Source organism: Adhaeribacter terreus, from assembly GCF_042657365.1.
Lineage (GTDB): Bacteria > Bacteroidota > Bacteroidia > Cytophagales > Hymenobacteraceae > Adhaeribacter_A > Adhaeribacter_A terreus.
The window spans coordinates 330652-355004 of record NZ_JBHSKT010000003.1 but is presented as its reverse complement, the minus strand read 5'-3'; the positions used below and the strand labels follow the sequence as shown (position 1 = coordinate 355004).

Annotated in this window: 19 protein-coding genes; 6 read left to right on the top strand and 13 right to left on the bottom strand. The window is 44.2% G+C overall.

Going from position 1 to position 24353, the window contains the following annotated elements:
• Positions 1-28: 28 nt before the first annotated feature.
• Positions 29-3418, bottom strand: a complete 3390-nt coding sequence (locus tag ACFPIB_RS06780; RefSeq protein ID WP_378016675.1) for a UvrD-helicase domain-containing protein — start codon at positions 3416-3418, stop codon at positions 29-31.
• A gap of 454 nt (positions 3419-3872) precedes the next feature.
• Positions 3873-4421, bottom strand: coding sequence for a hypothetical protein (locus ACFPIB_RS06775; RefSeq protein ID WP_378016674.1), 549 nt, complete (start codon positions 4419-4421; stop codon positions 3873-3875).
• A 572-nt stretch (positions 4422-4993) separates the two neighbouring features.
• Here ACFPIB_RS06775 and ACFPIB_RS06770 point away from each other — a divergent pair.
• Positions 4994-6847 carry a DEAD/DEAH box helicase gene (locus ACFPIB_RS06770; RefSeq protein ID WP_378016673.1) on the top strand — a complete coding sequence of 618 codons (1854 nt, stop codon included), beginning with the start codon at positions 4994-4996 and terminating at the stop codon, positions 6845-6847.
• Positions 6848-7159: 312 nt separating this feature from the next.
• Here ACFPIB_RS06770 and ACFPIB_RS06765 read toward each other — a convergent pair whose 3' ends face one another.
• The 3 genes from ACFPIB_RS06765 to ACFPIB_RS06755 form a co-directional block, all read right to left on the bottom strand.
• Positions 7160-7612: a ferritin-like domain-containing protein gene (locus ACFPIB_RS06765; RefSeq protein WP_378016672.1), complete on the bottom strand. Its 453-nt coding sequence runs from the start codon at positions 7610-7612 to the stop codon at positions 7160-7162.
• An 82-nt stretch (positions 7613-7694) separates the two neighbouring features.
• On the bottom strand, positions 7695-8924 hold the full coding sequence (locus ACFPIB_RS06760) for a BaiN/RdsA family NAD(P)/FAD-dependent oxidoreductase (protein WP_378016671.1): 1230 nt from the start codon (positions 8922-8924) through the stop codon (positions 7695-7697).
• Between the two features lie 43 nt (positions 8925-8967).
• Positions 8968-9783: an SDR family oxidoreductase gene (locus ACFPIB_RS06755; RefSeq protein WP_378016670.1), complete on the bottom strand. Its 816-nt coding sequence runs from the start codon at positions 9781-9783 to the stop codon at positions 8968-8970.
• A 134-nt stretch (positions 9784-9917) separates the two neighbouring features.
• Between ACFPIB_RS06755 and ACFPIB_RS06750 the strand changes: the two genes are divergently transcribed.
• Positions 9918-10790, top strand: coding sequence for an SDR family oxidoreductase (locus ACFPIB_RS06750; protein WP_378016669.1), 873 nt, complete (start codon positions 9918-9920; stop codon positions 10788-10790).
• A gap of 52 nt (positions 10791-10842) precedes the next feature.
• A complete protein-coding gene (locus ACFPIB_RS06745; RefSeq protein ID WP_378016668.1) occupies positions 10843-11808 on the top strand; it encodes a hypothetical protein in 966 nt (321 codons plus the stop codon).
• 76 nt (positions 11809-11884) lie between these two features.
• Here ACFPIB_RS06745 and ACFPIB_RS06740 read toward each other — a convergent pair whose 3' ends face one another.
• Positions 11885-14170, bottom strand: coding sequence for a S46 family peptidase (locus ACFPIB_RS06740; protein ID WP_378016667.1), 2286 nt, complete (start codon positions 14168-14170; stop codon positions 11885-11887).
• A 260-nt stretch (positions 14171-14430) separates the two neighbouring features.
• On the opposite strand from ACFPIB_RS06740, the gene ACFPIB_RS06735 reads away from it, so the two are divergent.
• Positions 14431-14967 (top strand): DinB family protein, encoded by a 537-nt coding sequence (locus tag ACFPIB_RS06735; protein ID WP_378016666.1) that lies wholly within the window; start codon positions 14431-14433, stop codon positions 14965-14967.
• 136 nt (positions 14968-15103) lie between these two features.
• On the opposite strand, the gene ACFPIB_RS06730 is transcribed toward ACFPIB_RS06735, so the two are convergent.
• From ACFPIB_RS06730 to ACFPIB_RS06715, 4 genes are all read right to left on the bottom strand, one after another.
• A complete protein-coding gene (locus tag ACFPIB_RS06730) occupies positions 15104-16444 on the bottom strand; it encodes a PhoH family protein (RefSeq protein WP_378016665.1) in 1341 nt (446 codons plus the stop codon).
• A gap of 557 nt (positions 16445-17001) precedes the next feature.
• Positions 17002-17532: a GAF domain-containing protein gene (locus ACFPIB_RS06725; RefSeq protein WP_378016664.1), complete on the bottom strand. Its 531-nt coding sequence runs from the start codon at positions 17530-17532 to the stop codon at positions 17002-17004.
• A gap of 72 nt (positions 17533-17604) precedes the next feature.
• Positions 17605-18228, bottom strand: a complete 624-nt coding sequence (locus ACFPIB_RS06720) for an AlbA family DNA-binding domain-containing protein (protein ID WP_378016663.1) — start codon at positions 18226-18228, stop codon at positions 17605-17607.
• A 30-nt stretch (positions 18229-18258) separates the two neighbouring features.
• A complete protein-coding gene (locus tag ACFPIB_RS06715; RefSeq protein WP_378016662.1) occupies positions 18259-19134 on the bottom strand; it encodes an SDR family oxidoreductase in 876 nt (291 codons plus the stop codon).
• A gap of 203 nt (positions 19135-19337) precedes the next feature.
• Here ACFPIB_RS06715 and ACFPIB_RS06710 point away from each other — a divergent pair, with 203 nt between their 5' ends.
• Complete coding sequence (locus ACFPIB_RS06710; RefSeq protein ID WP_378016661.1) at positions 19338-19517, top strand: hypothetical protein; 180 nt, start codon at positions 19338-19340, stop codon at positions 19515-19517.
• 54 nt (positions 19518-19571) lie between these two features.
• Here ACFPIB_RS06710 and ACFPIB_RS06705 read toward each other — a convergent pair whose 3' ends face one another.
• Positions 19572-19946, bottom strand: coding sequence for a DUF3127 domain-containing protein (locus ACFPIB_RS06705; protein ID WP_378016660.1), 375 nt, complete (start codon positions 19944-19946; stop codon positions 19572-19574).
• Between the two features lie 262 nt (positions 19947-20208).
• Here ACFPIB_RS06705 and ACFPIB_RS06700 point away from each other — a divergent pair, with 262 nt between their 5' ends.
• The gene (locus tag ACFPIB_RS06700; RefSeq protein ID WP_378016659.1) at positions 20209-21189 is read left to right on the top strand and encodes an isoaspartyl peptidase/L-asparaginase family protein; all 981 of its coding nucleotides are present in this window, start codon (positions 20209-20211) and stop codon (positions 21187-21189) included.
• Here the strand turns inward: ACFPIB_RS06700 and ACFPIB_RS06695 are convergent, their stop codons facing one another.
• Together ACFPIB_RS06695 and ACFPIB_RS06690 are read right to left on the bottom strand one after the other, a co-directional pair.
• Positions 21190-22158 (bottom strand): cyanophycinase, encoded by a 969-nt coding sequence (locus ACFPIB_RS06695; RefSeq protein ID WP_378016658.1) that lies wholly within the window; start codon positions 22156-22158, stop codon positions 21190-21192.
• 215 nt (positions 22159-22373) lie between these two features.
• On the bottom strand, positions 22374-24353 hold the full coding sequence (locus tag ACFPIB_RS06690; RefSeq protein WP_378016657.1) for a M1 family metallopeptidase: 1980 nt from the start codon (positions 24351-24353) through the stop codon (positions 22374-22376).

Sequence of the window (24353 nt, the reverse complement as noted above, 5' to 3'; positions counted from 1 at the left end):
CATTTTTACCTATTGTATAAAAAAAACCTCAAATCCCCAACCCAATCTGCTCCCCAGCCTTGGCCGGAACGAACTTCCATTTATGCACCCGTTCTTCCTCAAAATAGTAAAGCAAACAGGTAATTTCCGAAACCATTAATTCCGCAAAAAGCTGGGCATAGGAATTCAGATTTTCGATGTATTCGTTCTTTTCCGGCGGCAGTTTAAAGTCAATTAAGGTAACGTTCCCGTGCTGGTCGAAAACGATGCGGTCGGGTTTGTAGCGGAGGGCGCGCACGTCCAGTATCTCTTTTTCGTTTTCAAAAATCACTTCCTTGCTGAAGTAATATTGCATTTGCGGGTGCTGCACCACGGTCTGCAAACGTTCGGTAAATTCCGGCATTTCGCGGCGGCTGATAATGCCCTGATTTTTGAGCGAATTCAATACCGTTTCCAGTTCGTCGGCTGTCGTTAGGCGGGAGAGGGCGTAGTGCAGGCGGCGGCTCCATTTGCGTTGCTGCTGTTGCGTTTCAAAGTCGAAAATATTGTTGGCGTGCTGCTTTAGTTTCAGGCGTTTTTCCCAGTCGGTGGCGTGCAGTTGGTCGAGGCTGTAATGCCCGGAAACGGTAGCGTTTTTCGGCTGAAAAGTCGAGGTGTCTTCGGCCAGCGTATAAACGGTTTTGGCGAGGTCCCAGAGGCCTTTGTTTACGAGATAGGCGTGCAGAAAGTAGCTTATGTTTTTCATATTGCCTTCCTTCGTGAAATCGAGTTTTTTGGCAATGAGGTAAAGCCGGTGCTCGGGGCGCGTGAGGGCCACGTACAGCATATTCAGGTTCTCAATAAAGGTGCGTTCCAGTTCGGTCTGGTACTGGGCGTTCAGCGGCGTATTTTCCAGGCGGCTGCTCATTCCTACCACGGCCACATCCAGTTTTTCGGCAGGTGAATTTTCTGCATCCAGTTTCCCCCAGAGCAGCGACCGGTTCATCGGCACCACGCTCCAGTCGGCAAATGGCACAATGACCACGGGGTAGGCGAGGCCCTTGGCTTTGTGGATGCTGGTGATGGTAATGGCGTCGAGGTCTTTGGGCGTGTTGATGCTCAGTTTTTCCTTGTGCAGGTCCCAGTATTGCAGGAAATTTGCCAGGTTGTTGCTGTTGTTCAGGCTGTATTCCATTACCAGATCCAGGAAACGGAATAGGTATTCGCATTCGTTGTTTTTGCCCAGCAGGTCGAGAATTCTTATCAGCTTTTCGGTGAGATCGTACAGGCTTAAATTGCCGGTTTCTTTTTCCTTCAGGTCGTAGCCCAGGGCCCGCACTTTGTTGAAGAAAATTTCGGAACGGGCATCGTCGGCTACGGCGGCAATCTCTTCGGTTACGCGGCTGTTTATGGGTGCTTCTTTTACAATTTTGTAGATCAAACCCAAGGCTTCGGCGCGCGCCAAACCATCGTCCGGACGGTTAAAAATGCGGAAAATAGAAATGAGCAAATTCACCACTTCGGCGTTCTGCAACGAAAGCGAATCCTGGGAAATAATGTCGTAACCTTTTTCCTTTAAAAAGGTAGCGATTTCGCGGCTGTTGGCATTTTTCCGGCTCAGAACGGCAATGTCTTTCAGCGCAAAACCATCTTTTAAAGCTTGCTTTACCAGTTGCAGCGTAATGTCGAAATTGCTTTCGGAATACGAGATATTTTGTGGGTGTGCGTAGCCTTCAAAAAGGTTTTCGGTGCGGTTTCCGGTTTGCAGATCGAGCTCAAAATTCGGGTCTTCGTCGGAAGCAAAAATTACCTGCACCAAACCGCCTTTTTCGTTCTTGCCGCCCGGGGCGATCTGAGGAAACGTGTTATCGTAAATGCCTTGAAGGGTTTCAAATTCGCGGCCTTTATGGTCGGCAATAAAGCGGAAAAGTCCGTTGTTGAAATTGATGATCTGGGTATCGGAACGGTAGTTGGTGTTCAGGTTTTGCGGCCGCAAACTGTGGTCTACGGATTGGTAGCGTTCCGATAAAATTTCTTCGTTGCGGCGGTTTTCATAGAGGTTTTGCGTTTGCCCTTTGTACAAATGAAGGATCTGTTCCAGGTCGCCGCCGCGCCACCGGTAAATGGCCTGTTTCGCGTCCCCCACCACTAAATTAAAATGTCCACCGGCGAGCGTGTTATCGATAAGCGGCAGCAGGTTGTTCCATTGCAAAGCGGAAGTATCCTGGAATTCGTCGATGAGGATGTGGTGATATTTTTCGCCGAGACGTTCGTAAATAAACGGAATGGGTTCGTGCAAAACGATGTCAGTAATTTTCTTGTTGAACTCCGAAATGTGCACCAGGTTTTTGTCTTTCTTGATCTCCTGCATACACTTTTCCAGCTCATTCAAAACGCTAAGTTTATACAGATTCGGGATCATTTCTTTGATCAAGGCATACTCCGAACCGCGTTCCGTTTTTATCGCTTCAATCCGGTTATAGCAATCGGTTAGACTACCACAAATGCCATCAATGTTTGCTTTATCCAACGCAGAAGCTTTGCCGCTGTAGAACTTCCCGCTTGCAAAGGTTTTATGCGCGTAAGCATACGGTTTTTCCAGATCAACTTCTTTTGCCAAGCCTTCAAAATACGCCGGAATACCTAATTTCCCATTTGCAAAAGCATCCGCCGGAATTCCTGCATTGCTAATTAAGTCCGCACCTTCTTTTGCTACCGTTTGAATTTCTGTTTCAATGGTTTTTAATTTTTTCTGCAGTTCAGAGCGGATTTTCCGGAAGTCGTCGAGTTTCAGTTTTTGCAGAGAAAGCACTGCTTCGTAAACCTGTTCGTTCAGCAGGTTCATGCCGAATTCGGCCAGTTCGGTAGGCAGACTATTCCAGCTTTTTCCTTCGGAAGCTTTTTCTTCGGCGTATTGTTCCAGCGTATTGGCCAGCAGATTTCCCTCGCCGTCTTTTACCTGGTCCAGTAGCATCGCTACGGCGGTGTTCAGCAAGGTGGCCGCATCCAAGTCCACTTCAAAATTGAAAGGAATATTCAGTTCGCGGGTAAAAGCCTGCACCACTTTGTTCACGAAACTATCGATCGTGCTTACCGCAAAATCGGCGTAATGGAACAGGATCTGGGTGAAAACTTCTCTGGCGCGAATTCTTAAAAGATCGGTGGTGTAATTGTGGCCCGGGTATTCCTGGTTCAGTTCATTGGTAATTTCCTCTAACAGATTTTCGCCCTTAGTTTTTTCCTTCAGATCCATAGCGTTTTCCGGCTGAAAACTGCGGAGCGCGTGCAGGATGCGTTCCTTCATTTCGGCGGCAGCATCGTTGGTGAAGGTGATGGCCAGTATGGTGCGGTAGTAGGAGGGATCGGGGCTTTGCAGCGCCAGCTTCAGGTATTCTTTGGTAAGCGTGTAGGTTTTGCCGGACCCGGCAGAGGAGGAATAGACTTTTAAGACAGCAGGCATAGCGTTTTCTTTCGGCGGAAATTAAAGGGCAGAACAGAAAGCTAAGTTACCTAATTAAATTGTTAAATGGCTGAATTGTTAAATTGTTGATTGGGATTAGGAGAAAGCAAAAGTAGCGCAGGGTTTAAACCCTGCGCTACTTTTAAAAACGCTATGCTTTGGGCTCGAAAAAGTCAGGATTGAATTCCTGAAAACGCTCCGGTTTTGAGGTGAAAAAGTCATTTTAGCGTTTGGGCAAAAGGGTATGGTTAGGAAGAAAAAAAGTTGAAGCCAGCAGTAAGGTTTCTACTCAAAGCCTACAAGGTCCTTCTCTACCGCTCAGGATGACAGGATGTAATAATTCAACAATTTAACCATTAAAAAAAAGAGGTCCTGAACTACTGAAAGCTTTTGTTTCTGTAGCCCAGGACCAACTGGAAAATTAACGCAGGAAAACGTATTTCCTGAAGCCCGATCAGGCGGCCTCGACGTGCTGATTTTCGAACTTCAGAACGCGTCCCGGGTTAAAATCTTCCAGCGTTATGTGGTAAAGAATTTTAGCCAGGGTGATGGAATAATCCGTTAATAGACAGTTTTGTTGTTCTGAATACAGCAACGCTTTGCTTTGGTTAACGCTCGGTTTATTCAATTCAAACAACTCATCGAAGCTGTTGCGCAATTGTTTTACCGCCCGGAAATACCGTTCATTGTAATACATGGCAATTACTTCGCATACCGCGTAGCCATTTTGCAGGCGTTCCTGTCCCATTCTGAGGCAAAGCGCGTTGTTGGTTTCTTTGTCAAGATCCGATACAATTGCAAAATACACAGAATTTACGGTTGGGTCGGCTTTGAAAAGCGGACTGGTAGAAATGGCATCGCAAAGAATGCTGGAGCTTTTGAACTTGAGATTTTCGAATACCGGCTCTTTCAAGATTTTGTTGTAAATTTTAAAAGCTAAAGCCCCGGAAGCGATAAGGTTAAATTCTTTGCCATTGCGGACAATTTTGGAAATGTGCAGCATAATCGAAGTTTTTTAGAAGTTTAATATCAGGTTTCGCATTACCGGCAAATGCAAAAGAAATTGCGTTTGCCGGCGGGTATTTTTTTAAAATAAGCTTGAATCTGAAATCGGGATAACTGGTAATTGGTTTCTGGTAAAAAGCAGTAATCTGCTGAAATTGAAAATATAACTTTTTGTTTCCCGTCTGGCGGCAAAAGCTATATCAGAAAGCAATAGGACGATAAAACGTCAGTATTTTTAGAGTTTGGATTTCAAAAGTTTATACGGTTTAATCCAAATAAATATACGATTATGTAAACTCTAAATGGTGAACGGCAACTTTCGAACGGTTAGCAGCCCGATAATAACAGGTTTGTGCAAATTTTCGAGGGCAAGAGGGATATAGTATTTTTATTATTTATTTCTGGGCTTAAAAAAGAATTGCACTGATATTCAGCAGTTCACTTTATTCTGCTGAGAACAAACCCACAATAATATTGCGTAAGTTGTGAATTATTTGTAGTATCTTTGCAGCTTGATGAAGGCGCAATTTATTATACCAATCAAAAGACAGCCTTCTAATAAATCATTATATGAATAAAATTAAATTCGAAGAATTACCGTTAAGCGCTGAAATGCAGCGCGCCATTGCTGATATGGGTTTTGAAGAGGCCTCGCCGATTCAGACCGAAGCAATACCGGTAATTATGGAGGGCCGCGACGTTATTGGTCAGGCTCAAACTGGTACCGGTAAAACCGCTGCGTTCGCCATCCCTGCAATTGAGGGGATCGATGAAAATGATAGAAACGTTCAGGTTTTAATATTGTGCCCTACCCGCGAACTGGCAATCCAGGTTTCGGAAGAAGTTGTTAAACTAATTAAATACAAGCGCAACATCAGCGTTGTGCCTATTTTCGGTGGTCAGTCTTATGATCGTCAGTTAAAAGCTTTACGCTCTGGTGTGCAGATCGTAATTGGTACGCCGGGCCGCGTGATGGATCACATTGAGCGCGGTACACTGAAACTGGAAAATATCAAAAAAATCATTCTGGATGAGGCTGATGAAATGCTGGATATGGGTTTCCGCGAAGACATTGAATTCGTGCTGACCAAAGTTCCTGCTGAACGCCAGACCATCCTGTTCTCGGCTACCATGAGCAAGCCGATCATGGAAATCACCAAGAAATTCCAGAAAGATCCGCACCTGGTAAAAGTTACTCATAAAGAACTTACCGTTACCAACATCGAGCAGGTTTATTTCGAGGTTCGCAACAACATGAAAATGGAAGTGCTTACCCGTTTGCTCGATATGTATAACGTGAAGATCGGTATCATTTTCTGTAATACAAAGCGCATGGTAGATGAACTGGTTTCTAACCTACAGGCCCGCGGTTACTTTGCCGATGGTTTGCATGGTGACTTGAACCAGACCATGCGTACCAATGTGATGCAGAAATTCAAAAGCGGTACTCTGGAATTATTAGTAGCTACCGACGTTGCTGCCCGTGGTATTGACGTAGATAACGTGGAAGCCGTTTTCAACTATGACCTTCCACAGGACGAAGAAGCTTATGTACACCGTATTGGCCGTACTGGCCGCGCAGGTAAATCTGGTAAGGCGTTCTCTTTTGTTTCCGGCCGCGACGTTTATAAGCTGAAAGACATTATGCGCTACACAAAGGCGAAGATCCTGCAACAGCCGGTTCCTTCTTCCGAAGATGTTAGCGAGATCCGCACCACGTTATTCCTGGAGCAGATAAAAGAAGTTATTGCCAAAGGTGGTTTAGAAAAAGCCGTTACGAAAGTAGAGCGATTATTGGCCCAGGATTTTACTTCTTTAGAAGTTGCTGCAGCATTGTTAAAAATGAGCATGCGCGAATCTAAAGCCAAGGAAAAAAGCGCCGAAGCTGCTAAAGGAATCGATGGCCCGAAACCAGGCATGGAGCGGATCTTTGTTACCATGGGCAAAAAAGACCGCGTGCATCCGAAAGATATCATCGATGCTTTAACCGAGCATACCAGCATTCCTTCAAATAAAATTGGTGACATCGATCTTTACGACCGTTTCAGTTTTGTAGAAATTCCGTTGGCATTTGCCCAGGAAGTGCTGGATCAGATGGGCCGCGTTTCTATTAACGATATTCCGGTTACGTTCCAGAAAGCGCAGAAGAAAGATGCTTCGGCTGCTAATTCTGAAAGATCGGAACGCCGTGAATTTGGTGATGGTGGTGGCCGTGGCGATCGCCGCGAAGGTGGACGTTCCCGTGATGGCGGATTCCGCGACAGAGACCGTGGCGACCGCGAAGGAGGAGGATACCGTGGCCGTTCTGACCGGGATGGTGGCCGTGGCGGTGACCGCGAAAGAAGTGGCGGCGGCAACTGGCGTGACGAAATGAAAAAGGGCGGCGGTCGTTTTAGCGGCGGCGGCAAGAAAAAAAGCTGGTAATAACCCGGTTTGTAAAACCCTGTAGATAAGGTAAGTAAGATATTTTTGTTACTGCCTTGCTTAATTTTTCAGACTAAATTAAAAATAATTGCAACCTTCTCATTAAAACCGGCGTAAAAACCCTTAGATGAAAGTTTAATTGCAACCATTGATAGCAAAAAGCCAGGCCGTTAAAAGTCTGGCTTTTTGCTTTTAGGGATTTTTACTTTTAAAGGCCTAAACGATACCGATTTCAGTTTCAATGATATATAACCATAAAAAAAACCGGTGCCTTGAAAAGTACCGGTTTTTTTATTTAAAATGATAGCGTTTTTAAGCAGATTTTGCCTGATCGCGCAGGTTGCGTACCTGGTCGTGGGTTTGTTTTACTTGCTGGTACTGCTGCTCTACGATCTGGTGAAGATTTGCCGGCAAGTCTGCTTTTAAGGCTTTCTCGTAAGCTGAAACCGCGTAATCTTCTCCACGTTCGCATTCTTCCAGTATTCTTTTGCGGTCTTTGCTGGCCAGCGCCGAAGAAAGATCGATCCAGGCGCGGTGCACTTTCCCTTCAATAGAGCCGCTTTCTGCATCGGATTTTCCCATTTTATGCAATTCATCCTGCAATTGGGTGATCATACCGTCGCGTTGCACCGAGAATTTCTTGAACATGTCCTTTAGTTGCGGATCATCCACATCTTCAGAAGCGGTGAAAAATCCTTTCGAACCGTCTTTACAACGGTCTATCAGGTGGTGTAATACCGAAACAATTTCATTTTGATTATTCATAGTCTATAAATTTTGGAACCATATACAGCCTCATTGTACTTATAAAACCCTGAAAATGTTATCGCTGGAAATTGAGCTGGAATTATTGTTCCTGGGCCATGCTTTTACCGGCCAGAAAACCGGTTGTCCAGGCCGCCTGAAAATTGAAACCGCCGGTAATGCCGTCAATATCTAGCACTTCCCCAGCGAAATATAGGCCTTTAACGTGGCGGCTTTCCAGGGTTTGCATATTTACTTCAGAAAGCGATACGCCGCCGCAGGTTACAAATTCTTCCTTAAATGTAGTTTTGCCTCGGACTTCAAAGTTGCCGCGTAATAAAGTTTCCAGTAGTTTATTCAGGTTTTTGTTTGAAACATCGAGCCAGCGCAGTTCGGCAGAAATACCGGCCTGGTCGGTAAAAATTTTCCAGAGGCGCTGCGGTAAACCAAAAAACGGATTGCTGCTGATGATCTTTTTGCCGTGGATCGATTTGTAGGAAAGTAGTTTAGCCCGGAGCGTTTCTTCCGTGAAATCAGGAACCCAATTGATGCTGATATTGAAATGGTAATTCAGTTCATTTAAAATTCTTGCGCCCCAAGCCGATAAACGCAAAATAGCTGGTCCGCTGAAACCCCAATGCGTGATCAAAAGAGGTCCATCGCTTTCCAGTTTCTGACCGGAAATTTTTACAATGGCGCGCGGCACTGAAATGCCCATTAATTCTTTCAGATAAGAGCCCGGCACGTTAAAAGTAAATAGCGAAGGAACCGGTTTTTCTATTTTATGGCCTAATGCTTTAAGCCATTCGTAATTTTCGGGTTTGTTCTGGCCGCCGGTCGTAACTAATATTTTGTCTGCTTTACAGGTTTTTCCTTTCGCGCTGCACAGTTCAAAAGTGCCGTTTTCCAGCTTTACTATTTCGGAAATATCGGTGTGCGTTAAAATTTCTACGGAAGCATTTTTAGCTTCGCGGAGCAGGCAATTGGCAATAGTTTCGGAATTATCGGTTATGGGAAACATGCGGCCGTCGGCTTCGGTTTTGAGTTGAACGCCACGTTTTTCGAACCAGTTTACAGTATTCTGGGCGCCAAATTCCTGGAAAGGTTTTTTGAGTTGTTTGCTGCCGCGCGGGTAAAATTTTATCAGCTCGTTCGGGTTAAAGCAATGATGCGTAACGTTGCAGCGGCCGCCACCGGAAACCAATACTTTGCTGAGTAGTTTGCCGGTTTTTTCAAATAAGATCACCTGATTTTGCGAGTTCTGCTGCGCGCAGGTTATGGCCCCGAAAAATCCGGCGGCACCACCACCGATCACTGCAATTGTTTGCGCCATATATTGAGTTTTTGAGCTGAAAAAGATACCGTTTTATTAATGATCAAAGTGCTTTTAACGGATCCGGGAAAGTGAATTTGTAATGTAAAGTTTCTTTTAATTTTTGGTTACTGATCAGTTTTTCAGGCTTTTTTCCTACCTTTTTTGCTTCGAACGTTGGTGCGGGAAATTGTAATTTACGCGCCGCTTCAGTATAAAAAACTTTGCGACTTGGATGTTCATCTGCACAGGCATTAAAAATTTCCTTCCACTTTTCCTGCTTCACAATCTCCTGAATGATCTGTATGCAATCCTCCAAATGGATGAAATTTACCGGCGCTTCGGGATCCGGAAGATCGGTTTTCCCGGCAATGAAACGACCCGGGGCACGCCCTGAACCAAACAAACCCGCGAAACGGATAATAGTAGTTTGCCACGGATTTCCATCGTTAGCAATGATACTTTCAGCTTCCAGCAGTTCTTTTGCATTTTCATGATCTAGTGTACTTGCTTCGGTAATTTCTTCTAAAGCCGGTTGATAAACGCTGGTTGAACTTACGAAGATCACTTTTTTAACAGTGGAACGCAGTAAAGCTTGTTGCAGGTTATTTATTTGTTGCGCGTAGTTGTTGCCGGAATTTCGTTTGGGCGGAATATTCACGATCAGGATCTCATTATCGAAAAACAGCTGATTTTCCGGCTTCAGTTCCAACGTATTCAACTCGATTTGATAGGGCAGGATCTGCTTTTCAGCGAGTAGGGTTAACTTTTCCGGTGTTGTAGTAGAGCCGTGAACTTCGTAGCCTTGCCGCACAAAAGCTTCGGCTAAAGGTAATCCGAGCCAGCCGCAACCTAAAATGCTGATTTTTTTTGCTGTCATCTGAAATTGTGTGTGGCAAATTTACGCATTTATATTCCTTTGCGCTTTTTTAGATTTGCTCTACTTTTTAGGTCAGAAACCCTACCGTTTTGGCAAAACATTTTTAACTTGAAATTTACTTTAAAAAATTAGCGATGCATTATACCGAACCGATGCTGCGTGACAACGCGCTGCAAAATAAAGTGATCCTGATTACCGGCGGTGGCACCGGTCTGGGCCGTTCCATGGCAAAATATTTTCTGCAATTAGGCGCCAAAGTAATTATAGCCAGCCGGAAAATAGATGTGTTGGAAACTACTGCCAAAGAATTGGCGGAAGAAACCAAAGGCGAAATTCTACCAATTGCCTGCGACGTTCGAAAATACGTGGAGGTAGAAAAAATGCTGGAAGCGGCGATTTCGAAATTCGGGATTCCCGATGTATTGGTGAACAATGCGGCCGGAAATTTTATCAGCCCGACAGAACGATTAAGTGCGAAAGCGTTTGATATTATTACTGATATCGTTTTAAAAGGCAGTTATAATTGTACGCTGGCTATAGGCAAGAAATGGATCGAAAATAAGAAAGCGGGAGCTGTTTTAAATATCGTTACCACGTATGCCTGGACCGGCTCTGGTTATGTAGTACCATCGGCTTGCGCCAAGGCTGGCGTGCTGGCTTTAACGCGTTCGCTGGCTTCGGAGTGGGCGAAATACGGCATAAGAATGAACGCAATTGCACCAGGGCCTTTTCCGACGGAAGGTGCGTGGAGCCGTTTGTTTCCCGCGGATGTAGCTGAAATTGTTGATCCGGTGAAGCGTATTCCGGTTGGAAGGTTCGGGCATCATCAGGAACTGGCTAACCTGGCAGCTTACCTGGTTTCGGATTTTGCAGCTTTTGTGAACGGTGAAGTCGTTACAATCGATGGCGGTGAATGGCTTTACGGTGCAGGCGAGTTTAACGGATTAGACCAGATACCTTCGGAAAACTGGGATGCAATTGAAAAAGCGGCGCGCGGAAAAAATTAATGCAACGGAATAGGTTTGGGTAAAGTCATACTGGAAACAACTCAAATCATCGATGAAAAAAGCTGTAATATCCTGTTGCCTTTTCCTGCTTGCACTAGCATTGTTTACCAACCATAAGCAAACTCCGACTGATTCGAACCAGACAATAAATGCCGTGCTGGGAGACATCAGTTTAATTGAAAAGTATGGGGTGATTCCGGAATATTTAAGTGAAAAAGAACGCATTCAAACGCATCTGACTTACGTTGAGAAGATCCTAAGGAAAAGAGAGACTGCACATTTACCGGAAGAATTAAAACGAAGGCGCGCATCATTGCTAGATCAATTACACGCTTATATTGGAGCAGGCTTATTTCCGAAAAACTATGATCATCCAGGGGAAAGGCGACCTTGCTTTATTGATAAAGATGGGAATATTTGCGCAGTTGGTTTTTTGATCGAACAAACGGCCGGCCGCCAACTTGCTGAAAAAATAAATGCAGCGCATCAATACGATCGGATCTTCGATATGAAAACGCCGGAACTACTAGCTTGGGTTGAAAGTTCGGGATTAACGTTGGAAGAATGTGCGATGATTCAACCGGCTTATGGAGCACCACCGAGCTACAATTACAACTATATTTCAAATGGTTATGGCTTGCCTTCGGCAGTTTTGGGCGGTGCTAATCTGTCGCTGAATGCGGTAAACCTGATACAGATCGCACAAGGCTCGGATAATAAAATTGTGCCGGTATTGGGTTTGGCTGCGGGCGCAGGCTCGGTAATTCTGGGGGCGGCTAATTTTGAGAAAGATTACTACAGTGGTATGGGGAGGTATCCGGAAACGAATGAAGCTAAAAAAGCACTTTCGATGTTGAATATTGGTTTGGGAACTTCCACGATAATATTGAGTGTCTGGAATTTGCTTGCTGATAAAACGGTACCGGTTTCGGAGAAAAAAGTAAGCTGGAACGTTTACAGTTTCCCAACAGAAACCCAGGAAATGGGAGTTGGTTTTAGTTTGAAAAAACAATTCTGAAGCGCTATCAAAATCCAATAAAAAAGTCGTGCCTGATCATCGGGCACGACTTTTTTTGATTGAAACGATACCGTTTTTAGGCGGCTTTCAGTTTGGTTTTCGATTTGTTCTTTTTGTTTTTCTTTTTCTCCGATTTTTCGATTTTCATTTCCGATTGCGGATCCACATCGTTCTCGAGCATTGGTAACGGTGTTACTTCGCGCACAATGTTCATTTCTTTGATCAGATGGCCGGCTCCGGCAAATTTATCGATGATGAAAAGCGTATAATGCGCATCCAGCACAATATTGCGTACGCGGTCCGGATCGTACATAATATCGCTCATGGTGCTTTCCCAGGCGCGGTCGAAGTTGGTACCGATCAGTTCGCCGTTGGCGTTAATTACCGGGCTTCCGGAGTTACCGCCGGTAGTATGATTGGTTGCCACAAACGCGATCGGCATTTCGCCGTTCACCGCATAATCGCCGTAATCTTTTGCGTTATACAAGTCGATCAGTTTTTGCGGCACCTGGAAATCTACATTCGTCGGGTCGGCTTTTTCCATTAAACCTTCCAGCGTTGTGTAATAATCGTATTTTACGCCATCCATTGGCTCGTAACCCATAACCTGACCATAAGCAACACGCAAGGTAGAATTTGCATCCGGATAGAATTTTTTATCGGTTTGCATTTCGCGCAGGCCGGTTACAAATAAGCGGTTCGTCAGCGTGTTGGCATCGGAAGCAGTTACGTAAGTAGGCATAATTTTAGCGCGGTAGTTGTCTGTAAAAGCGCGAGCCAGTAAATAAGCCGGGTCTTTTTCGATCAGCTTGGTATTGGTTGCCGAAATTTTAGGCAATGCCGTTTTAATTTTTTCCGGTGAAACCATAAACGATTGCGCGTAAACATCTTCAGCGAATTTCTTAAAGTTGCCTTTGTACTTTTTCTCAACGGTCGTGCGGAAATATTCCGGCTGGAATTTAGAATCTACATTTTTGTAATACATTTCCAGCAGCGCCGCGAAAACTTCTTTATCGGTTGCAAGGTTGTAGTTTTTGAAAAAGCCTGCGTAATTGCCCAGGTTTTTCAGTTGCTTTTCAATATCGGCTTGCGGCGCTTTGTTTTTAATAAGATCTACCAAAGCCACGTAGTTCTGCGCATAACTGATCAGCTCCACGCCCAAAGCGGCTTCTATAAAATAATCGCGCGAAAGCGTAATGCCGTTCAGGCTGTTGTAATTTTTCTCGAACTCAGAAAGTACAGTGCCATATTTGGCTTTTCTTTCCGGCGACGCATTAACCCAAGTTGTGAATTGTTGTTCGAGTTCCTGTTTTTTAGCAACGGCATTCAGTTTTTTTAATCCGCGATTTTCGCCGATCCATTTTTTGTGATAGTTGCTGATGCTGGCATATTTGGCGGCGTACTGAATCCGAACTTCATCGGAAGCTTTCATGTGCTTGTCCAGGATATTCAGTTTGGTTTCGCGGATCGCAATTTTAGCCGGATTCGAAACTTCATAAATTTCTTTAATTGCATAAGAAGGCAGGTATTCCGTGGTGCGGCCCGGGAAACCGAAAACCATGGTAAAGTCAGTTTCCTTGATCGGTTTCAGGGAAATTGGCAGGAAATGTTTCGGTTTATAAGGTTTATTTTCGGCAGCGTAAGCGGCTGGTTTGTTATCCGGGCCGGCATAAACGCGGAAAACCGAAAAGTCACCGGTATGGCGTGGCCACATCCAGTTATCGGTGTCGCCACCAAATTTACCGATTGCAGAAGGTGGCGCGCCTACCAAACGAACGTCGGTAAAGGTTTCGGTGATGAACATGTAATATTCGGTGCCATAGAAATAAGGCTTGATCTGGGCTTTGTAATGCGTGCCGGTAACAGCTGTTTTTTCAATGCCTGCAATGTTTGCCTGCACTTTTTTCTCGCGCTCAGCTTCCGGTAAATTAGCCGGAATATCTTTTAAAACCTGCGCCGTTACGTCTTCCATTCTTACAATGAAAGTTGCGGTTAAGCCTGGATTCGGTAATTCTTCGGAGCGGTTCATGGCCCAGAAACCGTTTGTCAGGTAATCTTGTTTTACAGAACTGTGGCTCTGGATCTGGCTGTAGCCGCAGTGGTGGTTGGTAAGCAAAAGTCCTTCACCGGAGATCATTTCGCCGGTGCAGCCGCCGCCAAATAAAACGATGGCGTCTTTCAGACTGGTTTTGTTGATGCTGTAAATATCTTCGGCCGAAAGTTTCAGACCGCGTTTCTGCATGTCGCTTTCGTTCAGTTGTTTGAGCAGCAGCGGCAGCCACATGCCTTCGTCAGCGCGGCCGGTTAAGGGCGCAAGCAAAAGCAAAGCCAGCAACCGGACCAGAATGGTTTTCTTTTTCATTCGTAGTGATTAAGATTTAAAAGACGAAGTTAAGCAAAAATGACGAAGCGTGGCGGTTTAGAAAAACATCCGGCTACGCTGTGACTTTTTGACCCCAAAACCATAGCGTTTTCGCTGAAGAATTATTTAAAAATATGTTAGTTTAAGAAAGAGTGTGGTTTTTAGCGAGAGTAAAAAAGCAAAAAAAGCACAAGTAAATTTCTGAAATAACGTTTACTTTGCTAAGCACTTTTTAACCCAAAAACCCTACCGTTTTAATCATGAACAATCTCCACAAACCCGCCCCGAACGAATATCCGGCCTATTTTGAAACCTACCTGAAGCGCCTGCCGGAAACTGATATTTTAGCTTTGCTGGAAACCCAATGCGAAGATCTGCTACGTTTATTCGATAACCTGGAAGAAGCCGAAACCGAAAAAGGCTACGCAGAAGGAAAATGGAGCTTAAAAGAATTGCTGCAGCATATGCTCGATACGGAACGCATTATGGCTTTCCGCGCTTTGTGTTTTGCCAGAAATGAGCAAGCTATGCTGCCAGGTTTCAGTGAAGACGATTATGCCCGGAATTCTGATGCGAACCGCCGGAAACTGGCTAATATTATTGCTGAATATCGTTTGCAACGTCAATCAACTATTATGCTTTTCAAAAGCTTCAGCCCGGAAATGGTTGATAGTTTCGGTAAAGCTAATAACGCCACGTATAATGTTCGTTCATTAGCCTGGGTCATTGCTGCGCACGAAAACCATCACATGGATATTATTCAAAGCCGCTATTTAAAGCAGGAAGTTACTTTGTAAAAACGCTATGCTTTGGAAGCAAAAAAGCAGTGCTGATAAATTTCAGCGCTGCTTTTTTAATTGAGAGTATTTATAAAATGTAATGAGTGTGAGAAATATGTTAAATATAAATTTTACTCTCTTTCAAATTTCCACTTTATAAAAGTTCATTCGCCAGGTTTGCCAGATCAGAACGTTCGCCTTTTTGTAAGGTAATATGCGCGTAGAGTTTGTGGTTTTTCGCTTTATCGATCAGATAGGAGAGGCCGTTACTTTGCGTATCGAGATAAGGCGTATCGATCTGGAAAATGTCGCCGGTGAAGATGATCTTGGTGTTTTCGCCGGCGCGGGAAATAATGGTTTTTACTTCGTGCGGCGTTAAGTTCTGGGCTTCATCTACAATAAAGATCACATTTGAAATACTTCGTCCGCGGATATAGGCCAAAGGCACGATCATGAGTTTTTCCTGCTCCACCATTTCCTTAAGTTTACTCGCTTCCTTGCTGTTTTCTGAATACTGGTTCTGAATGAATTTCAGGTTGTCCCAGAGCGGTTCCATGTAAGGATTAAGTTTGCTTTTTATATCGCCGGGCAGGTAACCAATATCTTTATTGCTGAGCGGAACGATTGGTCGGGCTAAGTAAATTTGCCAGAAGTTGCGGCGTTGTTCCAGCGCTCCGGCTAAAGCCAAAAGCGTTTTACCGGTACCGGCAATGCCCTGAATGGTAACCAGTTTTACCGCCGGATTCATAATGGCGTGCATGGCAAAAGTTTGTTCGGCGTTGCGCGGTTTTATGCCATAAGACATCATCTTATCTACCCGTTCTATGCGTTTCTGTTCCGGATTAAAATATGCCAGAATAGAACTGTTTGAGCCGCGCAGAATAAAGTAATGATTATCTGCAGGCGGATTTTGCAGAATACGGCTGCTGTCGCAACTGCCTTTTTCGTACAGTTCGCCAATGGCTTCATCGCTCACATTATGTAATTCGTCTATGCCGGTGTAAAGCGATGAAACATTCTGAATTTTACCCGTTTCGTAATCTTCAGCAATTAAATTCAGCGAACGGGCTTTCAGACGCAGATTTATATCTTTCGAAACCAGAATAACCAGGCATTTCGGATTTTCCTGCTGCAATTGTAAAGCCGAATTCAGGATCTTATGATCCGCTTTTTCTTCTCCAAAAACCTTTTCGGCGTCAATTTCCGATGCATGGCTCATGAGCACCCGGAAACGGCCTTTATCTTTGCCGCCAAGCGGGATCCATTCCTGCAAACGGCTCGAAGAAGATAGTTCGTCGATATACCGGATGAATTCGCGGGCTTCAAAATTTTTAATGTCGTTGCCTTTCTTAAAGTTATCGAGCTCTTCGAGCACGGTAATCGGAATGGCTACATCGTGGGGCCCGAAATGTTCTACAGCGCTGTGGTCATAAAGAATCACAGATGTATCGAGCACGAACATTTTTTTCAGTTTTGCTTTCTGTTTTTCAGTCATCGGATCAGATTGGTTTAGAATAGTAGCTAATTTGCCTGACTTCGTTTTGCAACCGGCTTTTATGGAAATTCCGGTTACTATTTGTACGCACAGTTACAGAATCTGAATAGTTAAAACGCTATATTTTCTGAATAAAATGTGAAAAAAATGGTAAATCGCTGAAAACGAAAGTTTTAATTTTCGCTCTTTTTAAGGAAATTTTGTACCGGTTTTTCAGCCTAAAACTATAGCGTTTTTTTTTGCGTTTAATTAATCCGTGCAATTGAAAAAAATAACCAAATGACAGTTATGCATGTCGGTTTTCCAGCAATAATTTCTTTAATTTGAAGTTTACCTTTGTAACGGAATTTTAAACCTAAATTTTAATAGTGATGGCTAAAGGAACAGACGCCCGCAAGGAAGACAAAAAGAAACCGGCTAAAACCGAAAAGGAAAAGAAAGCTGCAAAACAGGAAAAGAAAAACGCCAAGAAATACGATTAATATTCGCTATCTGCTAAAAAGAAAAAGCCTTTGATGTAAATCAAAGGCTTTTTCTTTTATAAAATTTTAACGACATCAGTTAGTTACAGTTCGTTCCAGCAACGCCAGGCGGCAATCCAGCTGGTCCATCGTAATGGAAGCCAGATCCTGAAGAATAGATTTTTGCGCTTCGGTAATATAGCGTTGCTTTTTATCTACAATGCATAAGGTGCCGATATTATACCCGTCCCGGGTTTTGAGCGGTGCGCCGGCGTAAAATCTTAACCCAAACTGACCGGTAACCAAAGGATTAGAAAGCAAACAGGCTTCTTCCAAAGGTCTGTCAAAAACGGTTACGTCCTCATCCAGCACCGCCAGCGAACAGAGGCTAATGCCCCGGCTCACGGTATCGGTTCCTTCCATGCCCACATTTGCTTTAAAAAGAACTTCTTCTTTATCTACAAACGCAATTAAAGCAATAGGCATATTAAAGATCTTGGCGGCCAGCCGGGCAATTTTATTAAAGTGGTTATCAACCTGAAAGTCCACTTTTTTATAGTTACGAAGTGCAGCTAAGCGTTCCTCATCATTTTCCGGGATTATATTTTTCCCAAAAGTATTATTCATATTCGTTTCGCTTTTCTGATATAGTTGGACTGCGTAAAGGTAAGAAATATTGATTCGCTTTGAATTTAAACTTTATCGAAGGGTATAATAATCTTCTTTTTCCTTGTTGTGCAGCCGGATCGAGCCTTGTAATACCATTCTGACCAGAATATGATAAGCCTGCCGTTGCGAAACATTTACCAGTTTCATGAATTGTTTCTGCGTAATGCGTTGGTATTGTTTCAAAAAGTCGAGCAGAGCAATTTCCTGTTCGTCGAAAACCGGGAGCATTTTTTCGGTAGCCTCATTTTTCAGCACTTTTTCAGCCATTTGGCTCTTTTGTACCGTTTCGTCTTTTACCCGCAGGTAAATACGCCAGTCGCCTTCGTTTATTTTAACCAGATGCGGTTTTTCAGCACTTTCCGGAATCACAACTTTCAGCACGGTCTTTCCATCTTCATCTTCCAGTTCTTTAAAAAAGACTTTAACCGGTGGTTTGCAATAAAGATTAGCAGCTTGTTCCAAAGTATGTTTTTCTTCCTCCGGATCTATGCCTGAAATTTCCCCGTTATCCATTACGCCAACCAGAATAATGCCGCCGCGCGTATTCGCAAAGGAAGCCACCGTGCGGGCAATGCGATCAGCCTGCCTGATACGTTTTTTAAAATCAAGCGTATCGCTTTCGCCTCCGGAAATAAGTAGCTGTAGTTCTTTCATGTTTGCTGTTTAAAGCAGTAGCCAGATTTATTATGCTTGAAAACCGGTCTGCTTTTCAGATAATAACCATAAGCGCCGCGCAATGGCCGGGTTGTAACTTTGGCCCGAAGAGCGCACTGCTTTTTTATTTTTGTAATACAAACCGCTTACTCCGGTTAAATCAGGCGAAGTTGCCAGGTATAAAGTAGTTTCCGCGCCTTTTGCCGGCGAACGCATAAAGGGCCGCCCGAGCATGAACAAGTATTTCATGGCGGTGTGTGCTTGCCCCGTAACATTTGTAGCAACAACACCCGGGTGCAGACAGTTTACCGTAATGCCAGTTAGTTCGAGGCGGCGCGCGAGTTCATAAGTAAACATAATGGTGGCAAGTTTGCTATCGGCGTATGCAGTAATGGAGCTGTATTTTCCCGGTTTATGCATTTCCTGCAAATTGATATATCCAAGCCGGTGCACTTCCGAAGATACATTAATGATCCGGGCCGAATATGCAGCCAACAGTTTATCGAGCAGGAGATTAGTAAACAAAAACACCGACAGATAATTGGTAGCCCAGGAAAGCTCAAACCCTTCGGCAGTTTCTTCGCGTTTTCCGGGCATCATCCCGGCATTATTGATCAGAATATCGAGCTTTGGAATCAGGTGGTTTATTTCTTCTGCCACGCGCCGGGTTTCCTGCATTAAGCTCAGATCTGCCAGTAAAAGGGTTACGTTCTGATTACCAGTTTTCGCAATAATTTCCTGTCTGCTTTTTTCGCCTTTTTCCTGGTTGCGGCAAACCATAATTACGTGTGCGCCAAGCCGGGCCAGTTCACGCGCTGTAACTTTACCAATGCCCGAACTGGCACCAGTTACAACCGCAATTTTATTGGTTAAGCTTTGTGTGGAATTTTTTTCCGGATCGAACATATTTCGAGATGCCGTAGCAATGAATAATTTATTTCAGCAATTGCTGTAATTTATAATGTACCGAACGGAAGAAAAAACGGTAGGGTTTTAGCCTGAAAAAGTATTTATTACTACTTCATTCAAGGAATTACCATATTCAAATTCCTGCACAGAACCGGTTCAGGTGTTCTACGTTGAAACTGTAGTTCAAATTGGTTGAAGCTATGAAAAAACGAAACCCTTATTATGTAATTGGAATTGCCGGCCTGGTTATTAACCTGCTTTTGTATTTCGTTTTATTCTTTACGGTAGATCCTTATTTCGCATCGATCTGCACCGCTTTTTTCCCGGTCTGGATCATTATTTTGGTAGTGGGTTACCGCAAAGCGCACCCGCGGCGCTAAACAAAAAATGCGGACCTTTCAGCCCGCATTTCAAAAATATATGTTGCTTTCTGCTTAGAAAGGCAGGTCGTTATCAGCTTCGTCCATCGCGAAAGTAGAAGCGGCTGCCTGCGGAGCTGCTGCACGCTGCTGTCCACCAGCCTGCGGAGCACCGGCTGGTTCAATACGCCATGCGCCTAGGTTGGTGAAGTACATGGTAGTACCGTTTTTAGTGAATGGCTTACCAGAAAGGTTAAAAGCAACTTTCACTTCATCGCCAACATTGTACTGATCCAGCAGGTTGCATTTGTCCTGCGTTAACTGGAATTTTATAAATTGAGTATAAGCACCATCCGGAATCTCCAGCACAAATTCGCGCTTTTTGAATTTCTCACTTACCTGCTGTTCGTCGAAAATCTCGTGTAATTTACCTTGGGCGTCGTAAGCCATAATACTGTAATTATAATTATTTAATATATCTTGTATCTACAAATATACGAAAAAAAGGCCTTAATAATTCCATATTGGCACCTCAAAAAGCACACTTCTCAATATTTTTTTCTTAATACTTTCAGCCTGAATTTCTTACGGTTTACCGGGTCTTTTCTGTATGAAATTTGAAAAATCAATTTTTTTTTCTGCCTTGCCGTTACCTTCAAAAGCTTTATGCGTAAGCGGAAAAACGCTATAGATTCACCCCGAAAAACTGTTTATGAATACTTTTGCCCTTGCCTTACACGGCGGAGCCGGCACCATAACCCGCCAGCTCATGTCTGCCGAAAATGAAAAACGCTATCTGCAGGAACTGGAAAACGCCCTTGAAACAGGGCGGGCTTTGCTGGCTGCCGGAAGTTCTGCTTTGGAAGCCGTAGAAGCTACTGTAGTTTACTTAGAGAACTGCGATCTTTTCAATGCTGGTAAGGGCTGCGTATTTACCAAACAAGGCATTCATGAAATGGATGCTTCTATAATGAATGGCGCCGATCTGATGGCTGGTGCTGTAAGTGGTTTACGCAATGTAAAAAACCCGATAAAACTGGCGCGCTATGTAATGACGCATTCCGACCACGTTTTTTTAAGCTACCCCGGAGCCGAAGAATTTGCGAGATTACATAACCTGGAATTTGAGCCAGAATCTTATTTCTTTAACCAGTTGCGCTATGATCAATGGCAGGAAATCCGCGATACCGATATTTACCAGCTCGATCATACAGAAGAAATATCTGAAGAAATCATAAAAAAGCATCAGGATCATCCGCCACATCATCACGATAAAAAATTCGGAACAGTTGGGGCTGTAGCATTAGATCAGGCCGGAAATGTGGCAGCGGCAACTTCAACCGGAGGCATGACAAATAAAAATTTCAACCGTATCGGCGATACGCCCATTATCGGAGCCGGTACATACGCGAATAATGCTACATGCGCAGTTTCCTGCACCGGTCATGGGGAGTTTTTTATGCGGGCTATTGTAGCCTACGATGTTTCCTGCCTGATGGAATACCGTGGTCTCTCTCTCCAGGAAGCGTGTAAATTGGTAGTGAACGACAAGCTGGTAAAATTTGGCGGAGAAGGCGGTTTGATCGCTGTCGATCGGCAGGGAAATATTGCGCTGCCTTTCAATTCAGAAGGTATGTATCGTGCTTCCTGCCTGAACAACGAGCCTGCTTTCATCGCAATTTACAAAGACTGATCACAGGCGGTCTTCAGGAGGTGTTTGATAGGTTTCTGTTTCAGTTTCTGGCTTTATAACCGGTTCTGTTTTGGCTGTTTGCTGCGATTTTTTCCATTCCAGATGCTGCTCATAATCGTAATAGAATTCGCGGGTATTAATGTCGTACACATTTCCTTTTGCCAACACGTGCAATTCAATGTTTTCGATGGAAAGCGGCGTGCCTTTATCGGCAGTGGGAGCATTGTTGTGTTCTATATTATGTCCGTCTATTATCACTACCAGATTCGAGCCAATGGTTTCAATAAAGTGACCTTTCGTAATCAATACGCCGGTATCTTCCCCTAAACCAATACCTATCAGATTATTGTGCAGGGCTACAGCTTCAATTAATCGGCCAAATCGACCGCGTTTCACAAAGTGCGAATCGATGATCACGTTATTCTGCAAACTTAGACCTTCGCCAATTTTAACCGAACCTTTCATCAAAGAATTTGGTACGCTGCCGCCCCGGATCATGATCCGCGACATAGCCATAGCGCCGGCGCTGGTTCCCCCAATTATAAAATTCTCTTCGGTATTATAGCGGTGTTTCAGCGTTTCCAGGAATTTAGTGCCTAAAAACATTTGCGTAATGCGCGATTGGTCACCGCCACTGAACAATACACCGTCAGCAGCTTTCAAACGTTCCAAGTATTCCGGTTCCTGGGCAGCTTCTTCAGAGCCAATGTGCATTAAACCCACATTCTCGCAGTTCAGCAACGAAAAAGCACTTAAATAACGTTCGCCAACTTCTTCCGGAATCATGGAAGCAGTAGTTATTACTTCAATGCGTGGACATTCCTGGTGCATTTCCAGCATAAAGCGTTTCAAAATGCCGAGTTCAAAGAAGTTCAGTTTATAAAAACGTTTGGCGCGCGGATTTGGGTAAGAACCTTTATCTTCGTTGCCGCCAATCGCGATCAGTTTGCCTTTGGGAAATAAAGTCATGCGCAAGGTTAATTTTGAAACTATATACGCAAAACAAAAATTGAGTTTTATGAAAGCGCACCTTTCCGGAATAATTCCGCCATAATTTTAGAAGTGACTTGAAAAACCTGAATTAGTAAAGCATTGAATAGTGAAAAAAAACCTATGCTTTGGCACAAAAAAACCGGCTGACAATTGCCAGCCGGTTTGGTATTATGGTGAGCGCAAAAACGCTATTATTTTTCCTTCAAAAACTCATCGATGGTGCTGGTTGCTACCGCATGATAATTCGGACGGGCTTTGGCATAAATTGCTTTAGCTTTTTCTTTACCGTTTGGTGTTGCGAGTAAGGCTTTGTAAAGCGGAATCAGGAATTTGCGGCGACCAACATGTATCAGGAAATTCTCAAGGGCTTTATCTGCCGGTTCGTAATTGTTTTTTACCGCGATCTCAAGCCAGGCCGCCAGGATCTCTGAATTTCCGGAATTCGTGAAATTGAAAGTCTTATCCAGTTCCTGCATTTGATCAGACGATAATGTGGCAGGTAACGCGCGCAGGAAATGCAGCCATTCGTGGCTCGACCATTCTTTGGTTGCTATTTGCGAGGCCGGCTTGCCATTTTTCCAATCGGTAGCGGCTTTTTCTACTTTCTCAAACCGCACCGAATTTACCTTTATTGCATTCTTCGGAATTCCGGGCTTAAAGATCCAGGCTTCGTAGTTTATTTTCTGTGCTAGTTCCGGGTCGTGTTTTATCAGTTCGGCTTCCAGATATTTCACAAACGCATCGGTGGTCATGGTCTGAAAAGCGAATTTCTGGAAATAGCCATTCAGGAAAGCATCGAATTTTTCGCGGCCTACGGCATTTTCAATATTCAGCAGGAAATAATTACCCTTTTCATACGCAATATCGGTTAAGCCATCGTCCGGATCGCGGCCTTCCAGATCCAGTTTCAAACGGGTATCTGGCTGGTCGGCGCCAAGTTCATCCAAGGTACGGTTCAGATCCTGCATGCCTAAAACCTTCAGCATATCGGCATAATCTTTTCCGTACATGGCTTCCATAATGCGGCGTTCGAAATAAACAGTAAAGCCTTCGTTCAGCCAGAAATCGTTCCAGGTAGCATTCGTAACTAAATTTCCTGACCAGGAGTGGGCCAGTTCATGCGCTACCAAACTCGTAAGTGAGCGGTCTTTGGCAATAATGGTTGGCGTAAGGAAAGTAATTCGCGGGTTTTCCATACCACCGAACGGGAAACTTGGAGGCAGCAAAAGCAGATCGTAGCGGTTCCAGCGGTATTTCCCGTAAAGTTTTTCAGCGGTAACCAGCATTTTCTCCAGCTCTGCAAACTCATAAGCGGCAGCTTCCAACGAAACTGGTTCAGCATAAATACCGGTGCGGTCGCCCAGGTTTTTAAATGCCAGATCACCAACCGATAAAGCCATTAAATACGACGGAATTGGTTGATCCATTTTAAAAGTGTAAACGCCATCGGCAGATTTTTGTACCGGATTTTCGGCACTCATCAGCGCCAGCATTTCCTTTGGAACTTTTACTTTGGCATTATAGGTAAAACGAACTCCCGGGCTATCCTGGCACGGGATCCAGGTGCGGGCTAAAATTGCCTGCGATTGCGTAAACATGAACGGATAAACTTTTCCGGCAGTTTGCTGCGGGTTGAGCCACTGCAAAGCAGCAGCTTCCGGCGACGTTTCGTATTGGATCGTTACGCTTTTGGTTTCCGGTTTCAGCGTTATTTCCAGCGGTTGCCCAAATACTTCCTTATTTTCTCCCAGCTTAAACGGCAGTTCCGCATTACTTCCTGAATCGGTTACCTTTAGAATTTTCAAATCGCGCGCATCCAGGATCAGGTTATTGCTTTGCTGTTTTCTGTTCAGGTTTAAGGTGGCAGTGCCACGCAAAGTTTTCTGGTCGAAAAGTACTTCAATATCCAGGTCTAAATGCGAAACAGCAATGGCTTCCGGGTTAGAATAACTATGCGAATCGTGGCTTGCTTCCACAGCCTGATCTTTGGTTTGAGTAGTCGTCATATCTTCTTTAGTTTTTTTGGAATAACAGCCACCGGCTTGCAATAGGGCCACAGCTGCAAAAAGCACGAGCGAAGTGCGGTAAGTCATACGGTCGGGTTCTGGTTTCGCGGCAATATATTTAAAAAAAAGCTTCCGGAATAATTCCTGCCAAGAAATGAATGCCAT

Bases quoted from the DNA above. Each gene is read 5' to 3' on its own strand.
- ACFPIB_RS06780 (WP_378016675.1), bottom strand. From the start codon at position 3,418: ATGCCTGCTGTCTTAAAAGTCTATTCCTCCTCTGCCGGGTCCGGCAAA.
- ACFPIB_RS06775 (WP_378016674.1), bottom strand. From the start codon at position 4,421: ATGCTGCACATTTCCAAAATTGTCCGCAATGGCAAAGAATTTAACCTT.
- ACFPIB_RS06770 (WP_378016673.1), top strand. From the start codon at position 4,994: ATGAATAAAATTAAATTCGAAGAATTACCGTTAAGCGCTGAAATGCAG.
- ACFPIB_RS06765 (WP_378016672.1), bottom strand. From the start codon at position 7,612: ATGAATAATCAAAATGAAATTGTTTCGGTATTACACCACCTGATAGAC.
- ACFPIB_RS06760 (WP_378016671.1), bottom strand. From the start codon at position 8,924: ATGGCGCAAACAATTGCAGTGATCGGTGGTGGTGCCGCCGGATTTTTC.
- ACFPIB_RS06755 (WP_378016670.1), bottom strand. From the start codon at position 9,783: ATGACAGCAAAAAAAATCAGCATTTTAGGTTGCGGCTGGCTCGGATTA.
- ACFPIB_RS06750 (WP_378016669.1), top strand. From the start codon at position 9,918: ATGCATTATACCGAACCGATGCTGCGTGACAACGCGCTGCAAAATAAA.
- ACFPIB_RS06745 (WP_378016668.1), top strand. From the start codon at position 10,843: ATGAAAAAAGCTGTAATATCCTGTTGCCTTTTCCTGCTTGCACTAGCA.
- ACFPIB_RS06740 (WP_378016667.1), bottom strand. From the start codon at position 14,170: ATGAAAAAGAAAACCATTCTGGTCCGGTTGCTGGCTTTGCTTTTGCTT.
- ACFPIB_RS06735 (WP_378016666.1), top strand. From the start codon at position 14,431: ATGAACAATCTCCACAAACCCGCCCCGAACGAATATCCGGCCTATTTT.
- ACFPIB_RS06730 (WP_378016665.1), bottom strand. From the start codon at position 16,444: ATGACTGAAAAACAGAAAGCAAAACTGAAAAAAATGTTCGTGCTCGAT.
- ACFPIB_RS06725 (WP_378016664.1), bottom strand. From the start codon at position 17,532: ATGAATAATACTTTTGGGAAAAATATAATCCCGGAAAATGATGAGGAA.
- ACFPIB_RS06720 (WP_378016663.1), bottom strand. From the start codon at position 18,228: ATGAAAGAACTACAGCTACTTATTTCCGGAGGCGAAAGCGATACGCTT.
- ACFPIB_RS06715 (WP_378016662.1), bottom strand. From the start codon at position 19,134: ATGTTCGATCCGGAAAAAAATTCCACACAAAGCTTAACCAATAAAATT.
- ACFPIB_RS06710 (WP_378016661.1), top strand. From the start codon at position 19,338: ATGAAAAAACGAAACCCTTATTATGTAATTGGAATTGCCGGCCTGGTT.
- ACFPIB_RS06705 (WP_378016660.1), bottom strand. From the start codon at position 19,946: ATGGCTTACGACGCCCAAGGTAAATTACACGAGATTTTCGACGAACAG.
- ACFPIB_RS06700 (WP_378016659.1), top strand. From the start codon at position 20,209: ATGAATACTTTTGCCCTTGCCTTACACGGCGGAGCCGGCACCATAACC.
- ACFPIB_RS06695 (WP_378016658.1), bottom strand. From the start codon at position 22,158: ATGACTTTATTTCCCAAAGGCAAACTGATCGCGATTGGCGGCAACGAA.
- ACFPIB_RS06690 (WP_378016657.1), bottom strand. From the start codon at position 24,353: ATGGCATTCATTTCTTGGCAGGAATTATTCCGGAAGCTTTTTTTTAAA.